Source organism: Mesorhizobium bavaricum, from assembly GCF_056781655.1.
This window is the reverse complement of record NZ_JBXAYV010000001.1, coordinates 533,310-549,424: the sequence shown is the minus strand read 5'-3', so window position 1 is coordinate 549,424 and position 16,115 is coordinate 533,310. Positions and strand designations below refer to the sequence as shown.

12 protein-coding genes and 6 pseudogenes are annotated in these 16,115 nt (G+C 56.8%); 15 read left to right on the top strand and 3 right to left on the bottom strand.

The window, feature by feature from the left end; translation table 11 throughout:
- Positions 1-22 precede the first annotated feature (22 nt).
- Together nifH and AC1RZR_RS35380 are read left to right on the top strand one after the other, a co-directional pair.
- Positions 23-265 (top strand): annotated as a pseudogene (gene nifH / locus AC1RZR_RS35385) (nitrogenase reductase); the annotation flags it as partial.
- Between the two features lie 47 nt (positions 266-312).
- Positions 313-1,272 carry a Rossmann-fold NAD(P)-binding domain-containing protein gene (locus AC1RZR_RS35380; protein WP_481829292.1) on the top strand — a complete coding sequence of 320 codons (960 nt, stop codon included), beginning with the start codon at positions 313-315 and terminating at the stop codon, positions 1,270-1,272.
- A gap of 334 nt (positions 1,273-1,606) precedes the next feature.
- Here AC1RZR_RS35380 and AC1RZR_RS35375 read toward each other — a convergent pair whose 3' ends face one another.
- A complete protein-coding gene (locus tag AC1RZR_RS35375) occupies positions 1,607-2,029 on the bottom strand; it encodes a 4'-phosphopantetheinyl transferase superfamily protein (protein ID WP_481829600.1) in 423 nt (140 codons plus the stop codon).
- An 800-nt stretch (positions 2,030-2,829) separates the two neighbouring features.
- Between AC1RZR_RS35375 and AC1RZR_RS35370 the strand changes: the two genes are divergently transcribed.
- From AC1RZR_RS35370 to AC1RZR_RS35325, 10 genes and pseudogenes are all read left to right on the top strand, one after another.
- Entirely contained in the window at positions 2,830-3,567 is a 738-nt protein-coding gene (locus AC1RZR_RS35370) for a condensation domain-containing protein (protein ID WP_481829291.1), read from the top strand.
- Positions 3,498-4,397 carry a condensation domain-containing protein gene (locus AC1RZR_RS35365; protein WP_481829290.1) on the top strand — a complete coding sequence of 300 codons (900 nt, stop codon included), beginning with the start codon at positions 3,498-3,500 and terminating at the stop codon, positions 4,395-4,397. Before AC1RZR_RS35370 ends, AC1RZR_RS35365 begins: the two co-directional genes overlap by 70 nt.
- A gap of 35 nt (positions 4,398-4,432) precedes the next feature.
- Positions 4,433-5,615, top strand: a pseudogene (locus tag AC1RZR_RS35360) (IS3 family transposase).
- Between the two features lie 7 nt (positions 5,616-5,622).
- A complete protein-coding gene (locus AC1RZR_RS35355) occupies positions 5,623-6,411 on the top strand; it encodes an AMP-binding protein (RefSeq protein ID WP_481829289.1) in 789 nt (262 codons plus the stop codon).
- 48 nt (positions 6,412-6,459) lie between these two features.
- Positions 6,460-7,365 carry a beta-ketoacyl synthase N-terminal-like domain-containing protein gene (locus AC1RZR_RS35350; RefSeq protein ID WP_481829288.1) on the top strand — a complete coding sequence of 302 codons (906 nt, stop codon included), beginning with the start codon at positions 6,460-6,462 and terminating at the stop codon, positions 7,363-7,365.
- 11 nt (positions 7,366-7,376) lie between these two features.
- Positions 7,377-8,243 (top strand): annotated as a pseudogene (locus AC1RZR_RS35345) (beta-ketoacyl synthase N-terminal-like domain-containing protein); the annotation flags it as partial.
- Positions 8,244-8,359: 116 nt separating this feature from the next.
- On the top strand, positions 8,360-9,676 hold the full coding sequence (locus AC1RZR_RS35340) for an ATP-grasp domain-containing protein (protein WP_481829287.1): 1,317 nt from the start codon (positions 8,360-8,362) through the stop codon (positions 9,674-9,676).
- Positions 9,677-9,784: 108 nt separating this feature from the next.
- Positions 9,785-10,495: a M81 family metallopeptidase gene (locus tag AC1RZR_RS35335; protein ID WP_481829286.1), complete on the top strand. Its 711-nt coding sequence runs from the start codon at positions 9,785-9,787 to the stop codon at positions 10,493-10,495.
- Positions 10,408-11,007, top strand: coding sequence for an MlrC C-terminal domain-containing protein (locus tag AC1RZR_RS35330; protein WP_481829285.1), 600 nt, complete (start codon positions 10,408-10,410; stop codon positions 11,005-11,007). The genes AC1RZR_RS35335 and AC1RZR_RS35330 overlap by 88 nt, the downstream gene beginning before the upstream one ends.
- Positions 10,962-11,282 carry an MlrC C-terminal domain-containing protein gene (locus AC1RZR_RS35325; RefSeq protein ID WP_481829284.1) on the top strand — a complete coding sequence of 107 codons (321 nt, stop codon included), beginning with the start codon at positions 10,962-10,964 and terminating at the stop codon, positions 11,280-11,282. Before AC1RZR_RS35330 ends, AC1RZR_RS35325 begins: the two co-directional genes overlap by 46 nt.
- Positions 11,283-11,472: 190 nt before the next feature.
- Here the strand turns inward: AC1RZR_RS35325 and hisD are convergent, their stop codons facing one another.
- Complete coding sequence (gene hisD, locus AC1RZR_RS35320) at positions 11,473-12,801, bottom strand: histidinol dehydrogenase (protein WP_481829283.1); 1,329 nt, start codon at positions 12,799-12,801, stop codon at positions 11,473-11,475.
- Between the two features lie 175 nt (positions 12,802-12,976).
- Here hisD and AC1RZR_RS35315 point away from each other — a divergent pair, with 175 nt between their 5' ends.
- Together AC1RZR_RS35315 and AC1RZR_RS35310 are read left to right on the top strand one after the other, a co-directional pair.
- Positions 12,977-13,525 (top strand): cupin domain-containing protein, encoded by a 549-nt coding sequence (locus tag AC1RZR_RS35315; protein WP_481829282.1) that lies wholly within the window; start codon positions 12,977-12,979, stop codon positions 13,523-13,525.
- A 662-nt stretch (positions 13,526-14,187) separates the two neighbouring features.
- A pseudogene (locus AC1RZR_RS35310) lies at positions 14,188-14,376 on the top strand (IS630 transposase-related protein); the annotation flags it as partial.
- 17 nt (positions 14,377-14,393) lie between these two features.
- On the opposite strand, the pseudogene AC1RZR_RS35305 reads toward AC1RZR_RS35310, so the two are convergent.
- A pseudogene (locus AC1RZR_RS35305) lies at positions 14,394-15,575 on the bottom strand (IS3 family transposase).
- 65 nt (positions 15,576-15,640) lie between these two features.
- On the opposite strand from AC1RZR_RS35305, the pseudogene AC1RZR_RS35300 reads away from it, so the two are divergent.
- Positions 15,641-15,848, top strand: a pseudogene (locus tag AC1RZR_RS35300) (IS630 family transposase); the annotation flags it as partial.
- Positions 15,849-16,115: the final 267 nt, after the last annotated feature.

Sequence of the window (16,115 nt, the reverse complement as noted above, 5' to 3'; positions counted from 1 at the left end):
GAGCGAAGGAAGGAACAACAGCATGTCAGCTCTGCGTCACATTACGTTTTACGGGAAAAGGGCATCTGCAAGTCTACTACGTGCCTCCCAAAACGCTCTCGCAGCCCTTGTCGACCTCGGCCAGAAGCTCCTTATCGTCGGCTGCGATCCCAAAGTCGACACTACGCGGCCAATCCTGAAATTCCTGAAATTGAAGGTGCAGGATACGGTTCTGCATCTCGCAGCGAAGGAAGGTCCGGTGGAAGACTTCGAACTCGAGAACGTGCCGCCGGCAATGGCCGCTTGAGCTTCAATTAGCTTCAGGAGGAAACGATGAGCGAGCTTCTTGGCCTTTATGTTGATCACCACATGACCTCGCCTTTTGCAATGGCGCAGCATTCTGCGAAGATCAAACCAATTGCGAACGATCTTGCGAGAAGCGGGGTTCTTCTGGTCACAACCTGCTTGCGAGTTGAGGTCTATGGCGAGGAGCCCGCACTCAGAAACATCGATGGCACTGTATTTCCTGGTTTTTCATGTGAATCCATTGAAGGTACGGACGCTATTGCTCAGCGTCTCGCCGAGATTGCGTCCGGTGCTCGTTCCCAAATCCTCGGCGAGAATTACATCAGCGATCAGCTCGCGAAGGCTATCGAACTTCTTGATCCAAACCTTCCGATTTTCCAGATCGCACGGTTGGCAATAGATATAGGTCGTGCCTCGCGCGAGCGACAGCGGTTCACTGCACCGTTCAACTACGATCAGATCGTCCGAGACATCATAGCTGATCGATTTCAGAATGCAGAGCTACCCGACCGCCTTTACATCATCGGGGCGGGTATGCTGGGTCGCGAGCTGATTAGGAGCGGCGTGGGAGAGCGATTTCGTACCACGGTAATCGTAACGCGGAACCCGAAAAATCTTCGCAAACGTCTCCGCCCCTGGACTGACATAGACGTCGCGCTTATGCGCCCGGCAGAGATTGGGCACGCACGCGAACCACGGTCGATCGTTGTGATCGCAACCGCCGATGTCAATGATGAATACCAAGCTATTCTTCAGAACGCACTTCTGCGTTTAGAGCCGCGCACAATAGTGGATCTGTCATCAATCCCCGTTCTGTCGAAGTCCACAGTCGAGAGACTAAACTATGTGACCATGTACGACGAAGAGTTTCTGCGGTTCATAGCTCAAAACAATAAGCGGCTGGCTCCGAAACTGCCACTCTTGTGTTCCGATATTGAGGCAACACTCCGAACAGCAAAACTCAATCGTTCCGAAAAGGCAACATAACCCCACAGTGGCGCATATCGGTTCGGCGATTGGAGAATAATGATGCTCATGGTACTGAAAGACGAGGCGAACGTGGTGCCCAAGACAGGCACACATTCGCTGGGTGCGGAGCCGTAATATTCCGGAGCTTTTGGGCAAGAAGGACCTCCAAAGCTTGGTCTCGCCGACGCGGGCCAAAAATGAGTGCCGGTCCCGATTGTCTTGCAGTTGTTTCTGCCCGACCAAAGCGCCGTCCGTGCGCGGGTTCATGCCGGATCAATGTTGAGGATCAAATGGGCATTTGCTTAATCCCGATGGCGCCGCCAGCCCGCCATCGTGAGAAAGCCGGGAAGCTCTACCTTCCGGCGGTCCAGAGAATGGTATCGGAGCAAAAGCCGGGAAGCTCTACCTTCCGGCGGTCCAGAGAATGGTATCGGAGCAAAGGCCGGGAAACTCTACCTTCCGGCGGTCCAAAGAATGGTATCGGAGCATCCAATTGTGATGGCAGGCTGCGCATGATCTTTTGGGGAACATGCGACGCTAAATGCCCTACCAATTGCCCGCAGCCTGATGCGTTGAGGTAATATTGCACGTCACCAAATTGCACGGCTGGCTCATCCCAGCCCGTATGAAGGCCGCGCGGGTCTTGGCGGAGTCCAAGACCCGCGCATTTCAGTACGGCCTCTTTTCTGGTCCAGAGCTCCAGGAACTTTCGCACAGTCAACTCGCCCGGAGTGTCTTCAAAACTCTTGCCTCTTGGCCGGTCATAATGTGGCAAGCCAACTGGCGGCAATTTGCCAGGGGGCGCCAACGCTCAATATCTATCCCGACCAAGCCCAAGGCTGATACGGCGACGGCGGACCAATCCTGGCTATGAGACTGGCTCGCTTCAATATCGTGCGCCGGCAATTGGGGGTTGCCGAAGCGCGAAACGGTCATCTGGAGATCTCTCGGCGGAACATGCAAGTGCGCAGCAAGGATGATTCGAAAAGCGCTCTTTGCCTGAAGATATGAAAGGCGCATATCCATGTGACGAATTTTTCTGCCCGTTCCCGCTCAGCTGGACTCAACACTTCGCGCATATGCCATGTTGTGATCGTCAGCTGTGAATGCCAGAAAACCCAAACGTCGATTGTACCCGTCTGCCTATTCGAGTGCATGCATCACAGCGTGCTCCACCACACGCCCTTGCCTGATCAGCACAAGGGTCAAGTCGTTGACGCTTTGGCCGTTCACACCCTTCAGCTGCCTTAGGTGGCGTGGGTCGTCGTTACTGAGTAGGAGTCACTTCTACGCTGCCGACGGCTCGCGATGTGTAAAGATATATGAAGCCACTTCAACGATCGCGAAACGGTTGATACTTCCGCTGTCCACCTTTTTCAGCTTTCCTTCAAAATTTATAACGCCAGTCATATGTAATTCTTACTTCTAGTGAATATGTATTCTATCATACGACGGTTTCACATAAACGGCTGAATAATTCTCCGAAAATTCAAACCGTTTCCAAGAGAAAATTCAAACCGTTTCCAAGAGAAGACGGGTAGCGTTCTCCGCACAACCATGTGCCTGGAGAAAGCAATGGATCATATTACGCGTGCGCTGTCGCATGGCCAGATGGGCCTTTGGATACATCATCAAAAACGACCGACCGGTAGCGAATACAATCTGCCAGTCGAGCTGCGCATCAAGGCACCGTTCGACATCGATGCCTTGCGGCGCGCGCTCCAATCATTGATCGACCGCCATGAAATGCTGCGCACGACCTTTCACCAAGAAGGCGAGCAAGTCGTTCAGCGCATTCATGAGAAAGTCTCTTTCAACTTTCATGTCGTTCAGCTGCAGGGTGCCGAAAAAGCGGAGTTCCATAAATCTATCGCGGCGGAAGCTCGCTCACCTTTCGATCTGGAAACTGGTCCGGTGTTTCGCGCTCACCTGTTCATCAGCAGTGCCAAGGAAGAGGTTCTCCTCCTCAATTTCCATCACATCATTTCCGACGGCTACAGCATTCGCACCTTCCTGCACGAGTTCGGCGGGCTCTACCAGGCGTTTTGCGGCGACACGGATATGCCGGATCTGACCACGGCGGCTCCTTACGGGAACTTCGTAGCCTGGCAGGAGCGACTCCTTGCCGGCGACGACGGAGAGCGTATGGGGGCGTACTGGCGAAGCCAATTTGTCGATCATGAGCCCGACCTGGCCTTTCCGACCGACAAACCACGAACTGCGGCCGCGACGCACATTGGTCAGTGTTCTCCCTGGATATCGACAAGCCCGTGGTCGCGCGATTGGAGCGACTGGCACGCCAGGAAAAAGTGACGCTCGCCACCGTGCTGCTTGCTGCCTGTTATGTCCTGCTGCATCGTTATGGCGACCAGGACGACATCACCCTTTACGTGCCACGCCTCGGTCGTCCGGCAGGAAATTTTTCGGGGACATTCGGTTACTTTGTGACCCTTGGGGCATTACGGCAGAATCTTTCCGGATATCCCATTTTCGTCGACCATTTGCAGCGGGTGCGACACCTGATGCGCAGCGCGCGCAACCACGAGTATTTTCCTCTTCCACTGCTCCTGGAGAAGCTCAAGCTCCCCGCTGCACCAAATCGCAATCCGCTCGCGCAAGCCGTTTTCAACTTCACACCCGAAGCGGTGAGTTCTCTTGGCTTCACGCCATGCGACGTCGACCTCTCCGGTTTGCCTGCCCAAATCCGATTTTGTGAGACCGATATCTGGATCGATCTTGATTTCAGAATCCTGGCTGGAAAAGAAGGCGTCCGACTCTACGCCGTATACAATGCCGATTTGTGGGATCGAAGCAGCATCGAGCGGCTGGCGAAGCACTATTGCTTGTTGCTTGAGGCGATAGCAGATGCGCCGGCACGACGGATAGGAAACTATATTTTTTTGACACCCAAGGAAGAGCACCAGCTTCTGCACGGTTGGAACGCGACAACTGCACCTTTTCCGTCCGATATTTGCCTGCACAACCTGATCGAAGTGCAGGCTGCCGCTTGCCCAGACAATATCGCTGTCAGTTGCCCATCGGAGGCGCTCAGCTATGCCGTACTTGAGCAAAGGGCAAACAGGCTTGCCCGTCATCTAATTTCAAAAGGTGTTGACCTGCCACGGGTAATTTCCTCCATCTGAGATTAGAGTCCGGGCCTTGATTGAAGGACGGACTGATGAAGAGAAAGCGGTTTTCGGAAGAGCAGATCATCGCGGTTCTGCGTGAGCACGAGGCGGGAGCGAAGACGGGCGATCTGGCCCGCAAGCACGGGATCTCCGAGGCGACGCTGTATAACTGGAAGGCGAAGTATGGCGGGATGGATGTGTCCGACGCCAAACGGCTGAAAGCCTTGGAAGACGAGAACGCGAAGCTGAAGAAGTTGCTCGCCGACCAGATGCTCGAAGCCTCGGCACTGCGCGAGCTTCTGTCAAAAAAATGGTAGGGCCCGCCGCCAAGCGCGAAGCCGTCGCGCATCTGCAGGCCGTCATGGGCCTATCGGAGCGTCGGGCCTGTTCCTTCGTCTGCGCCGATCGCAAGATGATCCGCTACCAGTCTCGCCGACCGCCAGAGACGGAGCTGCGTGGTCGGCTGCGTGACCTCGCCAACGAGCGCCGACGCTTCGGCTACCGGCATCCTGCTCAGGCGCGAGGGCGAGGCATCTGGGGTCAACCGTATCTACCGTCTCTATCGCGAGGAAGGTCTGACGGTGCGCAAGCGCCGGGCAAGACGGCGAGCAGTCGGCACGCGGGCGCCGATCCTGGTCGAGGCAAAGCCGAATGCGCGCTGGTCGCTGGATTTCGTCCATGACCAGTTCGCCTGCGGCCGGCGCTTCCGTGTGCTCAACATCGTCGACGACGTGACACGCGAATGTCTGGCCGCGATTCCGGACACCTCGATCTCCGGCCGTCGGGTTGCTCGCGAGCTGACGGAACTGATCGCCCAGCGCGGCAAGCCCGGCATGATCGTCTCCGACCACGGCACCGAGTTCACCTCGAACGCCATCCTTGCATGGTCGAAGGATCACGATGATCGGATGGCACTACATCGCGCCGGGCAAGCCGATGCAGAACGGTTATGTCGAATCCTTCAACGGTCGCATGCGCGACGAGCTCTTGAATGAGAGCCTGTTCTTCGGCCTCGACCACGCCCGCAGCGCCATCGCCGAATGGCGGGAGGACTTCAACACCGCGAGGCCGCATTCCTCGCTCGGCTACCAGACCCCGGCGGCCTATGCCGAGGTCATCACCGCAACCGGCTCCGACGCTGTGCTGATGGAAGGCTCCGCGTCTTCGCCGGTTGCTCAACCCGCGCCCCACGGCGTAACAGAAACGGTCGAGGCTCTAATCGCCGTTGGATGAAACTTCAGTGGCAGGTCACACCTATCAACTGGGTGCGGATTGCCGGGTACTACAGTTCGCCTCCTGCGGATTCGATGCATCGCTATTCGATTTTATGCTGGCCTTAACTGCAGGTGGTCGATTGTGCCTAGCGCCCCCATCAGCGTCGCTGCCCGGAGCAGAGCTTGTCGAGTTCATGCGCCGTGAGCGCGTTACCGCCGCCGGTCTTACGCCGACAGCGTGGGCCGCCTTGCCGTCGACTGATCTTCCTGATCTCACCGTGATAAAGTCAGGCGGAGAGCCCTTGCCGACGAGCCTCATTGAGCGATGGGGCGAGAAACGCCGCATCTTCAATTCCTACGGCCCCACCGAAACGACCGTCTATTGCATAAGGACCGACGTGAAAGCCGAGGGGCAAAGGCCACCTATTGGGCGCCCTGCCATCAATACCAAGGCTTATATCCTCGATGGCTATGGCATTCCGGCACCGCTTGGCGCAATCGGCGAGCTCCACATCGGGGACGTCGGCCTGGCTCGCGGTTACATCAATCACGATGACCTCACGCGCGAGGTTTTCCGGCCAAACCCTTTCGATGATGATCCGCAATCCAGGCTCTACAGAACTGGGGATCTGGCCCGGTATCGGTCAGATGGCACGATTGAGTTCCTGGGCCGGAAAGACGGACAGATCAAGTTTCGCGGCATGCGGGTCGAGCTTGCCGAAATCGAGCAGTGTCTGATGGAGCACGAGAACATCAAAGCGTGCTGCGTCACGCTGACAGACCGTCCCGACGAAAATGCGAGCCTAACAGCGTAGGATATCGATGAACTTCAGGCTTTCCTGCGCTCCGCGCTGCCTGGCTACATGATTCCCTCACAGTTCGTGTTCCTTCCGCAGCTACCGCCCAATAGCAGCGGCAAGATCGATCGGCGCGCTCTTCCCGAGCCGAGGAAAAACGCCTCGACATCAAATGCCGCAACTTTACCGACCGATGGGTTGCAGGCTGATGTGGCTGACATCTGGAAGGACATTCTGAAGGTGGACTCCGTCGGCATTGAAGACAATTTCTTCGATGTTGGTGGACATTCCCTGGCCATTGTTCAGGTTCAGGCGCGTATCCAAGATCGTCTGGGCATTGATTGCAAGATACTGGATCTGTTCGAGCACCCCACCATAAGAACGCTCGCAGCGCACTTGGCCGCAATTTCCGACGCCCCTCGCCTCACTCAGTATCTTAAGAAACCAATTGGCGTGGCCGCAAGCGAAAGCAAGCCCGAACAGAACCGCAATGCTGTCGCGATCATCGGCGTGGCGGGCAGGTTCCCGGGAGCGGAAAACGTCGATCAATTCTGGAACAATCTGGTTGATGGCATAGAGTCCATCGCAGACTTGGATGAACAGACATTGCGAGAAGCCGGCGTTGATCCCAATACCTTTGGCAAGCCTAATTATGTGAGGCGCGAAGCCGTTATCAGCGGAGTTGATCTGTTTGACGCAGCGTTTTTCGGTCTCTCGCCCAAGGAAGCAGCGTGGATGGACCCGCAACAGCGGATCCTGTTGGAAACGGCGTATCAGGCGCTCGAACATGCGGGATACGGATCGCGCGAGAACGTAGAAGGCCGAGTCGGTGTCTTTGCCGGCGTGGGAGCCAACCACTATCTCGCTGACGTGAAGCAGGTCACGACCTGCTGGATTCAGAGAAGTTGCAGATCCGCATTCTTAATGGCCACGATTTCACGGCGACTCGCATTGCCTACAAGCTCAATTTGACCGGCCCCTGCGTGTTAGTTCAGACGGCCTGTTCCACTTCGCTGGTTGCTGTCCACCTCGCTTGCCAGAGCCTGCGCAGCAATGAGTGCGATATGGCGCTGGCAGGCGGTGCATCCATTTCCCTGCCGCGTGGAAAGGGCTATCTCCATCAACAAGGCGATATCTTGTCTCCTGACGGCCACTGCCGTGCGTTCGATGCTAAAGCACAGGGAACGGTGAGAGGCAGCGGAGCAGCGGTCGTCGTTCTCAAGCGGCTAACCGATGCTTGTAGAGATGGCGACTATATCTGGGCAGTTATAAAGGGGACCGCCATTAACAATGATGGTGCCGCCAAGGTCGGCTTCACTGCCCCCAGTGCTGACGGACAGGCTGCGGTGATCCAAGCTGCCCTCGCCGATGCTGAGATCTCTGCAGACACCATTGGTTATGTGGAGGCGCATGGTATCGGAACCTATCTTGGCGACCCCATCGAAATCTCCGGCCTGACCAAGGCCTTCGGTTCCCACACAGCACGGAAACAATTCTGCGCAATAGGTTCGGTGAAGACAAATGTCGGCCATCTCGACGCCGCAGCGGGCGCGGGATTGATCAAGCTCGCCACGATGCTGAACAGGAACGTCATTCCCGCTAGCCTACATTTTGACAAGCCCAACCCAAATATCGACTTCAAGGAAAGCCCGGTGTTCGTAAATAGGACCTGCACCGCTTGGCCCAAGGGCGGTGGGCCAAGGCGCAGTGGGGTCAGCTCATTTGGCATTGGTGGCACGAATGCGCACGCGATTCGGCACCAGCAGCGAATCGCAAAAGCCGGACACGGTCCGGCGACCAAACTATTGCAACAAATCCTTGAACTAAATTTGCAGAATCTTTGCGACCGCAAATCCCTGACAATGGTACGGTCACTTCAAGGTCTGAGATCAGGCACGGCTGAAAAAGATTTTGCCGATGTACGCTCGGGCCGCCGCACAGCACGCAAAGTCGGAGACAACGACCAATGGCAAGAAGAGCGCTCATCCTACTTGAAGGTTCAAGGTATAATGGTCCGCTATATGTCCAAGCAGCTCTGCAACTTGGTCTTCATCCAATTGTCCTGTCGGCTGATCCAGCTCAGTACGACTATCTTGGGGTCGAAGGAATTGAGGCAATCCGTGTCGATACAACCGATCTCGATGCGCTGATCCGCGAATGTTCCCGGCTCGGTGCAACCTATGACATTGCTGGCATTACGTCCGTCGGGGACCAGTTCTATGCGACAGTTGGTAAGCTCTGCCGCCATTTCGATCTGCCAGGACCGAACCCCACATCCATCGAACAATGCTGCGACAAATTCAAGCAACGTCAGCTTCTCGAGGAAGCCGGCGTTCCAATACCTGCTTATCGCTTGGCAGCTGATGCGACGGAGGTGGAAAGGGCTGCCGAGGAGATCGGCCTGCCGGTGATTGTCAAGCCAGCCGTGGGCAGCGGCAGTAGGGGAGTTCGATTGTGCCGCGACGTCAACGAGTTGGCTGAACATACGACCTATCTGTTGGGCGGGAAGCACTTATGGCGGTCTTCGCCGAGGATCTTGGTCGAAGAATTCGCACAAGGGCCCCATTATTCCCCTCAAATAATGGGCAATGAGTTCATTGGGATTACCGCCTCCGACTTCGGCCCCCTGCCGCATTTCGTCTGTCATGAGTTCACCTTTCCGGCCCTACTGACGGATGACGAGTATAAACGTATCGCCGATGTTTCGCGGAACTGCTTGGGAGCTCTCGACCTTGGCTGGGGGCCAGCGGGCATTGATTTCCGGTGGACCAAGCGTGGTCCAGTCGTCATTGAAGTCAATCCCCGTCTTCATGGCGCAGGCGATCCCCAACTGGTTCAACTGGCTTACGGTGTCGATCTGGTCACCCAGCACATCAAGCTTGCCATCGGTGAGAAGTGGAATTTGCGCAGAAGGCATTCGCAGACTGCGGCGGTGCGGTTCCTGGTTCCTGATTGCGATGGCACTCTCGATTGGATCCGTGGCGACAGCCGGGCGGCTGCTGTACCAGGTGTCGCCGAGGTCAAATTGCATGTTGAACCTAAGACACCGATCGTCAGGACAGGCGATCTCCGAGACATGATCGGATATGTCATCGCCGCTTCCCCCAGCCGTGGTCAAACAAAGGCGATACTTCAGCGTGCCGTCGACTTGATCGATTGGTCGATTACACCATTTTCGACCGCTGGGGGAACAGGAGCGGCCTGCGGACCCTTAAGAACCGAAGCACTTGTTCCCGGCGCACCCTGTTGCGGGTCACCACCCGCCAGCCCATCCGCATCGTGAACTTCAAACCGCGGCCTAAAACGCAGCATACGTCGTCGCACGCGCCCAGTAAGGTAGCGGCGAAGTCCCTGGCGACCAACCCCGACCTTCAGGAGGCAACCTAATATTATGAAGCGTATTGCAGTCGGACGCCTGTTTCATGAATCGCACGGATATGCGCCTGCGACAGCGGCGGCAGATATCACGGTCGTTCGCGGCGAGACTGTGATCGAAGCGGCCGAGGGAAATGGCACGACGCTCGGCGGGATTGTCGACGCCTTGATTGAACGCGCTGATATTGAAATCCTTCCCATTTCAGATTCGATGGTCGCTCCGAGCGGCGCAATCGAGCATGGTTTCTACGTTGAGCAACGCCAGTTCTGGGGCGAGGAACTCAAGAAGCTCGCGCCCGATGCGATTGTCCTCGACCTGCATGGGTCGATGTCCACGACTGAGGTCGAAGATGCGGAAGGTGATTTCCTCTCCTACATTCGCGGCACCATCGGCGGAAACGCAGTCATCGGAGTAGGTCTCGACCTTCATGCCAATATCACGCCGCAGATGTTGAAGGCAGCCGACATCTGCATCGCCTGCAAGAACAATCCCCATGACGATTACTACGAAAATGGCAAGAAGGTCGTCAGATTGGTTTTCGATGTCCTGGAAGGCCGTCTGCGCCCGGTCTATACCTTCGCGAAAACCCGAATGATTGCCCAGGCAGGCTCGAAACTCATCTCAGCCCACTTAAGGAAATGCACGCCCGTGCCCGTGCGCTCGAGAAGTCGAAAGCGCCAGTGGTGGACCTCAGCATCTACAACGCCTATCGCTTTGCGGATCTAACGAACATGGGTCAGGCCGCCGTGATACTGAGCAACGGGCCATATGCGCAAGCCAAGGCGATCGTGGAGGATTACGCCCAGGAGTTCTGGGATCTGCGTGAGTGCTTCAAGGATGAAACTGTTACGATCGCAGCGGTCCTAGATGCGACTGCGAAGGACAAGAGTGGCACTACCAAGGCGCTTGCCGATCTTGGTGACCGGACGCTGGCCGGCGCGCCGGGAGACAGCACCTTGATCCTGCAGGCCGCACTGAAGCATCCTGTGAAGCTCCAGGGCGCGATGACGGTCAATGATCCGGAAACCGTCGCTCAGGCACATGCGGCCGGCGTCGGCGCGAAAATCAAGATGCGTCTCGGCGGCAAGATGACCCCGCTATATCTGCCCTTCGATGTCGAAGGCGTGGTCAAGGTGCTCAACAATAGGGATATTAAACTCATTGGACCTAGTTTGCCAACGAATCCGCTGCCATGGGAAAGACGGCCCTCATCGAGATTGATAATCGGTTCCTTGTGATTGCCACTTCAAAGCCAGGGTTCATCGTTGATCGCGCCATTTTCGAGTCCCACGGCGTCAATATCAGCGAGCAGGACTTTATCGTGATGAAGTCGCAGTTCCACTTCAATCGCAATTTCGCGGGTGTTGCAGCGACTATCTATGTTGCAAGCGCGGGCCTCTCCTATTTCGTGCCCGGTGCTTTCCCCAAAAAACGCGCACGAGTCTGGCCGGACACCAATGTGGATGACGCGCCCATTGTCGCGGCTCAAGTCGTGGAGCGTTTAACCGTATGAGGCATTCACGCTACACCAGGCCTGGATCACCACTGAAGCGACGGCCAATCGAGCACGTGACATTTGGCCGTCGTTCGCGTTGCACGTTAACGAGGGGGACAATTCGATTGCACCGCCCGGACCTCGCAATTGCCTCGCTCGCTACCCCGTCTACCCCCAAACCAGGTTTATCGAGGCGTCTGCACCGGCCTCAATCTGCTTTCGGACGCTGTCGTGAATTACCCAACTGAGGCCAGTTGTTTGGGGTAAGACGCAATGCCGCGGCGCGACGATGGCCTTCCAGCTTTTCAGTTGCACTTTGGCGCACAGCTGCCGGGGCAACGGCGGCAACACCACGCTCGTCCAACCACTGGTGCGTGGCGATCTTAACGTAGGAGCCAACCCAAAGGCCGCCAGTGTAGCGACCTGCCGCCATGGTCGGCAAGGTGTGGTTCGTACCGCAGCACTTGTCCGAATAGACGACGCTGGCAAGTTCTCCAATGAAGAGTGAGCCGTAGTTTCGAAGCTTTTTAGCGGTTGCCTGCGGATCCCGGGTGTGGACCTGAAGATGCTCAGTAGCGATGTAGTCCGAGTAGGCAACCATCGTGCCTTCGTCTTCCACGACAGTGATCTCTCCATAATCCTTCCATGCAACGCCCGCTACCGCGGCCGTGGGCAAGTCTTCCAACTGCCTTTCGACTTCCTTGAGAACGTCCTCAGCAAGCTTGCAGTCAGTCGTCACGAGCCCAACACGGGTGCGGACGTCGTGCTCGGCCTGCGCCAGAAGATCGGTCGCGATGGTTGCTGCATTGCCGGTTTCGTCGGCCACGATGAAGATTTCGCTCGGGCCAGCGAGCTGGTCGATACCGACCTGACCGAACACCTGCCGCTTTGCTTCATTCACAAACGCGTTGCCCGGGCCGACGATCTTGTCGACTGCCGGAATCGTCTCAGTGCCGTAGGCCATGGCGGCGATCGCCTGGGCTCCGCCAACGCGGAAAATGCGATCTGCCCCGGCAAGGTGGCAACCTGCGATCATAGCAGGGTGAGCATTCGGCGGAAGGCAGGCAATGACCTGATCACAGCCTGCAACCTTGGCCGGGACAATGGTCATGACTGGCGCCGACAGAAGCGGGTAGCGACCGCCCGGCACATAGCAGCCAACGATTTCAATCGGAATGACGCGGTGGCCAAGATGAAGTCCCGGCAAGCTTTCGATTTCGAGGGGAAGAATGGTCTTCAACTGGGCCTCGGCGAAGCGGCGGACGTTAGCGATGGCGAATTCCGTGTCTTCCCGGGTCTGCGGATCGAGATCGGCGACAGCTTTCTGCTTCTCCTCCTCGGTGATTTCAAAGTTGGTGACGTCAACCTTGTCGAAGGCAAGCGAGTATTCACGAACCGCAGCGTCCCCACGTTTGCGAACATTCGCAATGATGTCCCTTACGGTCTTCTCGACCGGAACCGCGTCCGAGATGGCATCTCGTGAGGGCTCCTTAATCTGAGTAAACTTTCCTTTCAGCGCTTTGAGACGCGACGTCATCAGAATCTCCTAGCCTAATGTGGAATCTCCGAAGACAGCATCGTGGAACTTGAACAGCCCGACCATTGCCCATCAGGACCCTGTTCATTATATTCACCATGTTATGTGACCTGAGCTTCCGCCCGGCGTCGTTGCCATTGCAGGGTATTTATCAAGTCAAACGAGGAGCGGACCAATGCCGAAGATTGGGATGAAACTACGTGAACTACGTCGCCGACGTGATCTTGGCATCAGAGAATTAGCGACTCGCTCCGGCATATCTCATTCTACAATATCTCTGATCGAGAGAGACAAAATGAGCCCTTCGATCGACACCTTGGGTGCCGTGATAGATGCCCTTGGGACCACCCTGACTGGCTTCTTTTCCGATCTTCAGTCCAGTCTTCCGTACTCGCCATTCTACGCGTCCCCCGACCTCGTAGAGATTGGAAAAGTCGACACAATCTCGTATCGCGTCATCGGCTTCGATCATCCTAACCGCCAAATGCTCGTCTTGCACGAGCGATATGCACCGGGCGCCGATAGTGGCGAGGAGTTTGTTCATGCAGCTCAAGAAGCTGGCATGATATTATCCGGCGTGGTGGAGGTGACTGTCGGAAGCGAAAAGCGGGTCCTCAAAACAGGTGATGCTTACTATTTCGATAGCCGTTTGCCTCATCGATTTCGGAACGTGCATAATGGCCAGAGCGAAATCCTAAGTGCCATAACGCCACCCACCTATTGATTAACCAATCCCACCCGCGTCTGGTGAATATAGTAACCACGTGGCGGGTTAACTTCCCAAAGGTTACAAACATACGTTTGATTTCTAACGGACGAGAAAGGCGGCGTCTAATATCAGGCAGCGGTACGACGATTATTTCGTTGGAGAGCTTCCTCGTTTGTGACCATCTCACCAATTGCCGCGGAGGTACAGACACAATTGCGGGCAAAATTGATGTAATCTGCGCTTCAAAATCCCGTTGTGGGCGCCATTGTTGCCACTTTTTGTGAAACGCGCATCGGTTCTGCTAGCGATTGACATAATTGAACGGATCGGCCTTTGCAGGAGCCATTGCGAAGAAGTTCCGCACGAGAAGTTTCAACCCTTGGATAAGCTTCCTGAAGGTTGATCCGGCATCGCCCAGAAGCGCTTTTACTGGCTGCGATCCGGCCCAGAAGTGCCGGGTGAATCGAAACGACTGCTGCGCAGACCCGCGATATTGAAATATTGAGAAGTGCCAGATTATTGAGAAGCATGTGGCCGACGGCGATCAGCCACCACCTGTAGGAATATGGCAGGATCTGTTGCAACCTTTTGACTAGAGCACGTCCTGCGATTGATGAATCGATTGTGATATGACGGCGGTCTTCGCCGGTGATTCAACTCCTTTGATGAGGTGGATGATGGGAAGAGCACTGAGTGACGATCTCCGATCGCGGGTCTGGAAGGCTTCGGACGCGGGCATGTCGGCACGGCAAGCGGCGGCGCGGTTCGGTGTGGGAGTGTCCAGCGCGATCCGTTGGATTGCGCGGGCGAAGCTCGGCGAGTTGACGGCGCGGCCGCAGGGTCGTCGCCGTGCGTCCAGCCTCGATGACCTGCCACTGAAGTTTCATCCAACGGCGATTAGAGCCTCGACCGTTTCTGTTACGCCGTGGGGCGCGGGTTGAGCAACCGGCGAAGACGCGGAGCCTTCCATCAGCACAGCGTCGGAGCCGGTTGCGGTGATGACCTCGGCATAGGCCGCCGGGGTCTGGTAGCCGAGCGAGGAATGCGGCCTCGCGGTTTGAAGTCCTCCCGCCATTCGGCGATGGCGCTGCGGGCGTGGTCGAGGCCGAAGAACAGGCTCTCATTCAAGAGCTCGTCGCGCATGCGACCGTTGAAGGATTCGACATAACCGTTCTGCATCGGCTTGCCCGGCGCGATGTAGTGCCATCCGATCATCGTGATCCTTCGACCATGCAAGGATGGCGTTCGAGGTGAACTCGGTGCCGTGGTCGGAGACGATCATGCCGGGCTTGCCGCGCTGGGCGATCAGTTCCGTCAGCTCGCGAGCAACCCGACGGCCGGAGATCGAGGTGTCCGGAATCGCGGCCAGACATTCGCGTGTCACGTCGTCGACGATGTTGAGCACACGGAAGCGCCGGCCGCAGGCGAACTGGTCATGGACGAAATCCAGCGACCAGCGCGCATTCGGCTTTGCCTCGACCAGGATCGGCGCCCGCGTGCCGACTGCTCGCCGTCTTGCCCGGCGCTTGCGCACCGTCAGACCTTCCTCGCGATAGAGACGGTAGATACGGTTGACCCCAGATGCCTCGCCCTCGCGCCTGAGCAGGATGCCGGTAGCCGAAGCGTCGGCGCTCGTTGGCGAGGTCACGCAGCCGACCACGCAGCTCCGTCTCTGGCGGTCGGCGAGACTGGTAGCGGATCATCTTGCGATCGGCGCAGACGAAGGAACAGGCCCGACGCTCCGATAGGCCCATGACGGCCTGCAGATGCGCGACGGCTTCGCGCTTGGCGGCGGGCCCTACCATTTTTTTGACAGAAGCTCGCGCAGTGCCGAGGCTTCGAGCATCTGGTCGGCGAGCAACTTCTTCAGCTTCGCGTTCTCGTCTTCCAAGGCTTTCAGCCGTTTGGCGTCGGACACATCCATCCCGCCATACTTCGCCTTCCAGTTATACAGCGTCGCCTCGGAGATCCCGTGCTTGCGGGCCAGATCGCCCGTCTTCGCTCCCGCCTCGTGCTCACGCAGAACCGCGATGATCTGCTCTTCCGAAAACCGCTTTCTCTTCATCAGTCCGTCCTTCAATCAAGGCCCGGACTCTAATCTCAGATGGAGGAAATTACCCGTGGCAGGACATCGACATGCATGAAGCCTTCATCGTCGGGCTGATCGATGAGCGCAAGGACATCACGCTGAACGAGATGGTGGATCGGCTGGCGACCGAGCGGTCGGTGGGGATCAGCCGCAGCGCCTTGAGCGCCTGGCTTGGCGGCCACGGCTGGACGTTCAAAAAAGTCCGCACATGCACTGGAGCAGGACCGTCCGGACATCCTGAGAGACCGGTAATTTCTTCTGTGGTTGCCGCCTGTGATGCAAGAAGTTTTTGATCCTTATGGAGTGGTGATCGAGTGCGGTCTTCTGTAAGGCCTTTGAATGCGGCCCTTTCAGAAGCCGCTGGCCGGTATGGTGATCCGCGGATCGGGTCCATATCTCTGGGACGAGCTCACGGGCTCGGAGAAATTATCTGGTTTTCCCGATCCAGATCTGTTCGATCATTTTGCCCATTCAGGACGTCGCCTTCTTGCCTCCCCGTTGCCAGCGTCAGCCTTG

Coding starts and splice junctions, on each gene's coding strand:
- AC1RZR_RS35380 (WP_481829292.1), top strand. CDS start 313: ATGAGCGAGCTTCTTGGCCTTTATGTTGATCACCACATGACCTCGCCT.
- AC1RZR_RS35370 (WP_481829291.1), top strand. CDS start 2,830: ATGGATCATATTACGCGTGCGCTGTCGCATGGCCAGATGGGCCTTTGG.
- AC1RZR_RS35350 (WP_481829288.1), top strand. CDS start 6,460: ATGATTCCCTCACAGTTCGTGTTCCTTCCGCAGCTACCGCCCAATAGC.
- AC1RZR_RS35340 (WP_481829287.1), top strand. CDS start 8,360: ATGGCAAGAAGAGCGCTCATCCTACTTGAAGGTTCAAGGTATAATGGT.
- AC1RZR_RS35335 (WP_481829286.1), top strand. CDS start 9,785: ATGAAGCGTATTGCAGTCGGACGCCTGTTTCATGAATCGCACGGATAT.
- AC1RZR_RS35330 (WP_481829285.1), top strand. CDS start 10,408: ATGCACGCCCGTGCCCGTGCGCTCGAGAAGTCGAAAGCGCCAGTGGTG.
- AC1RZR_RS35325 (WP_481829284.1), top strand. CDS start 10,962: ATGGGAAAGACGGCCCTCATCGAGATTGATAATCGGTTCCTTGTGATT.
- hisD (WP_481829283.1), bottom strand. CDS start 12,801: ATGACGTCGCGTCTCAAAGCGCTGAAAGGAAAGTTTACTCAGATTAAG.
- AC1RZR_RS35315 (WP_481829282.1), top strand. CDS start 12,977: ATGCCGAAGATTGGGATGAAACTACGTGAACTACGTCGCCGACGTGAT.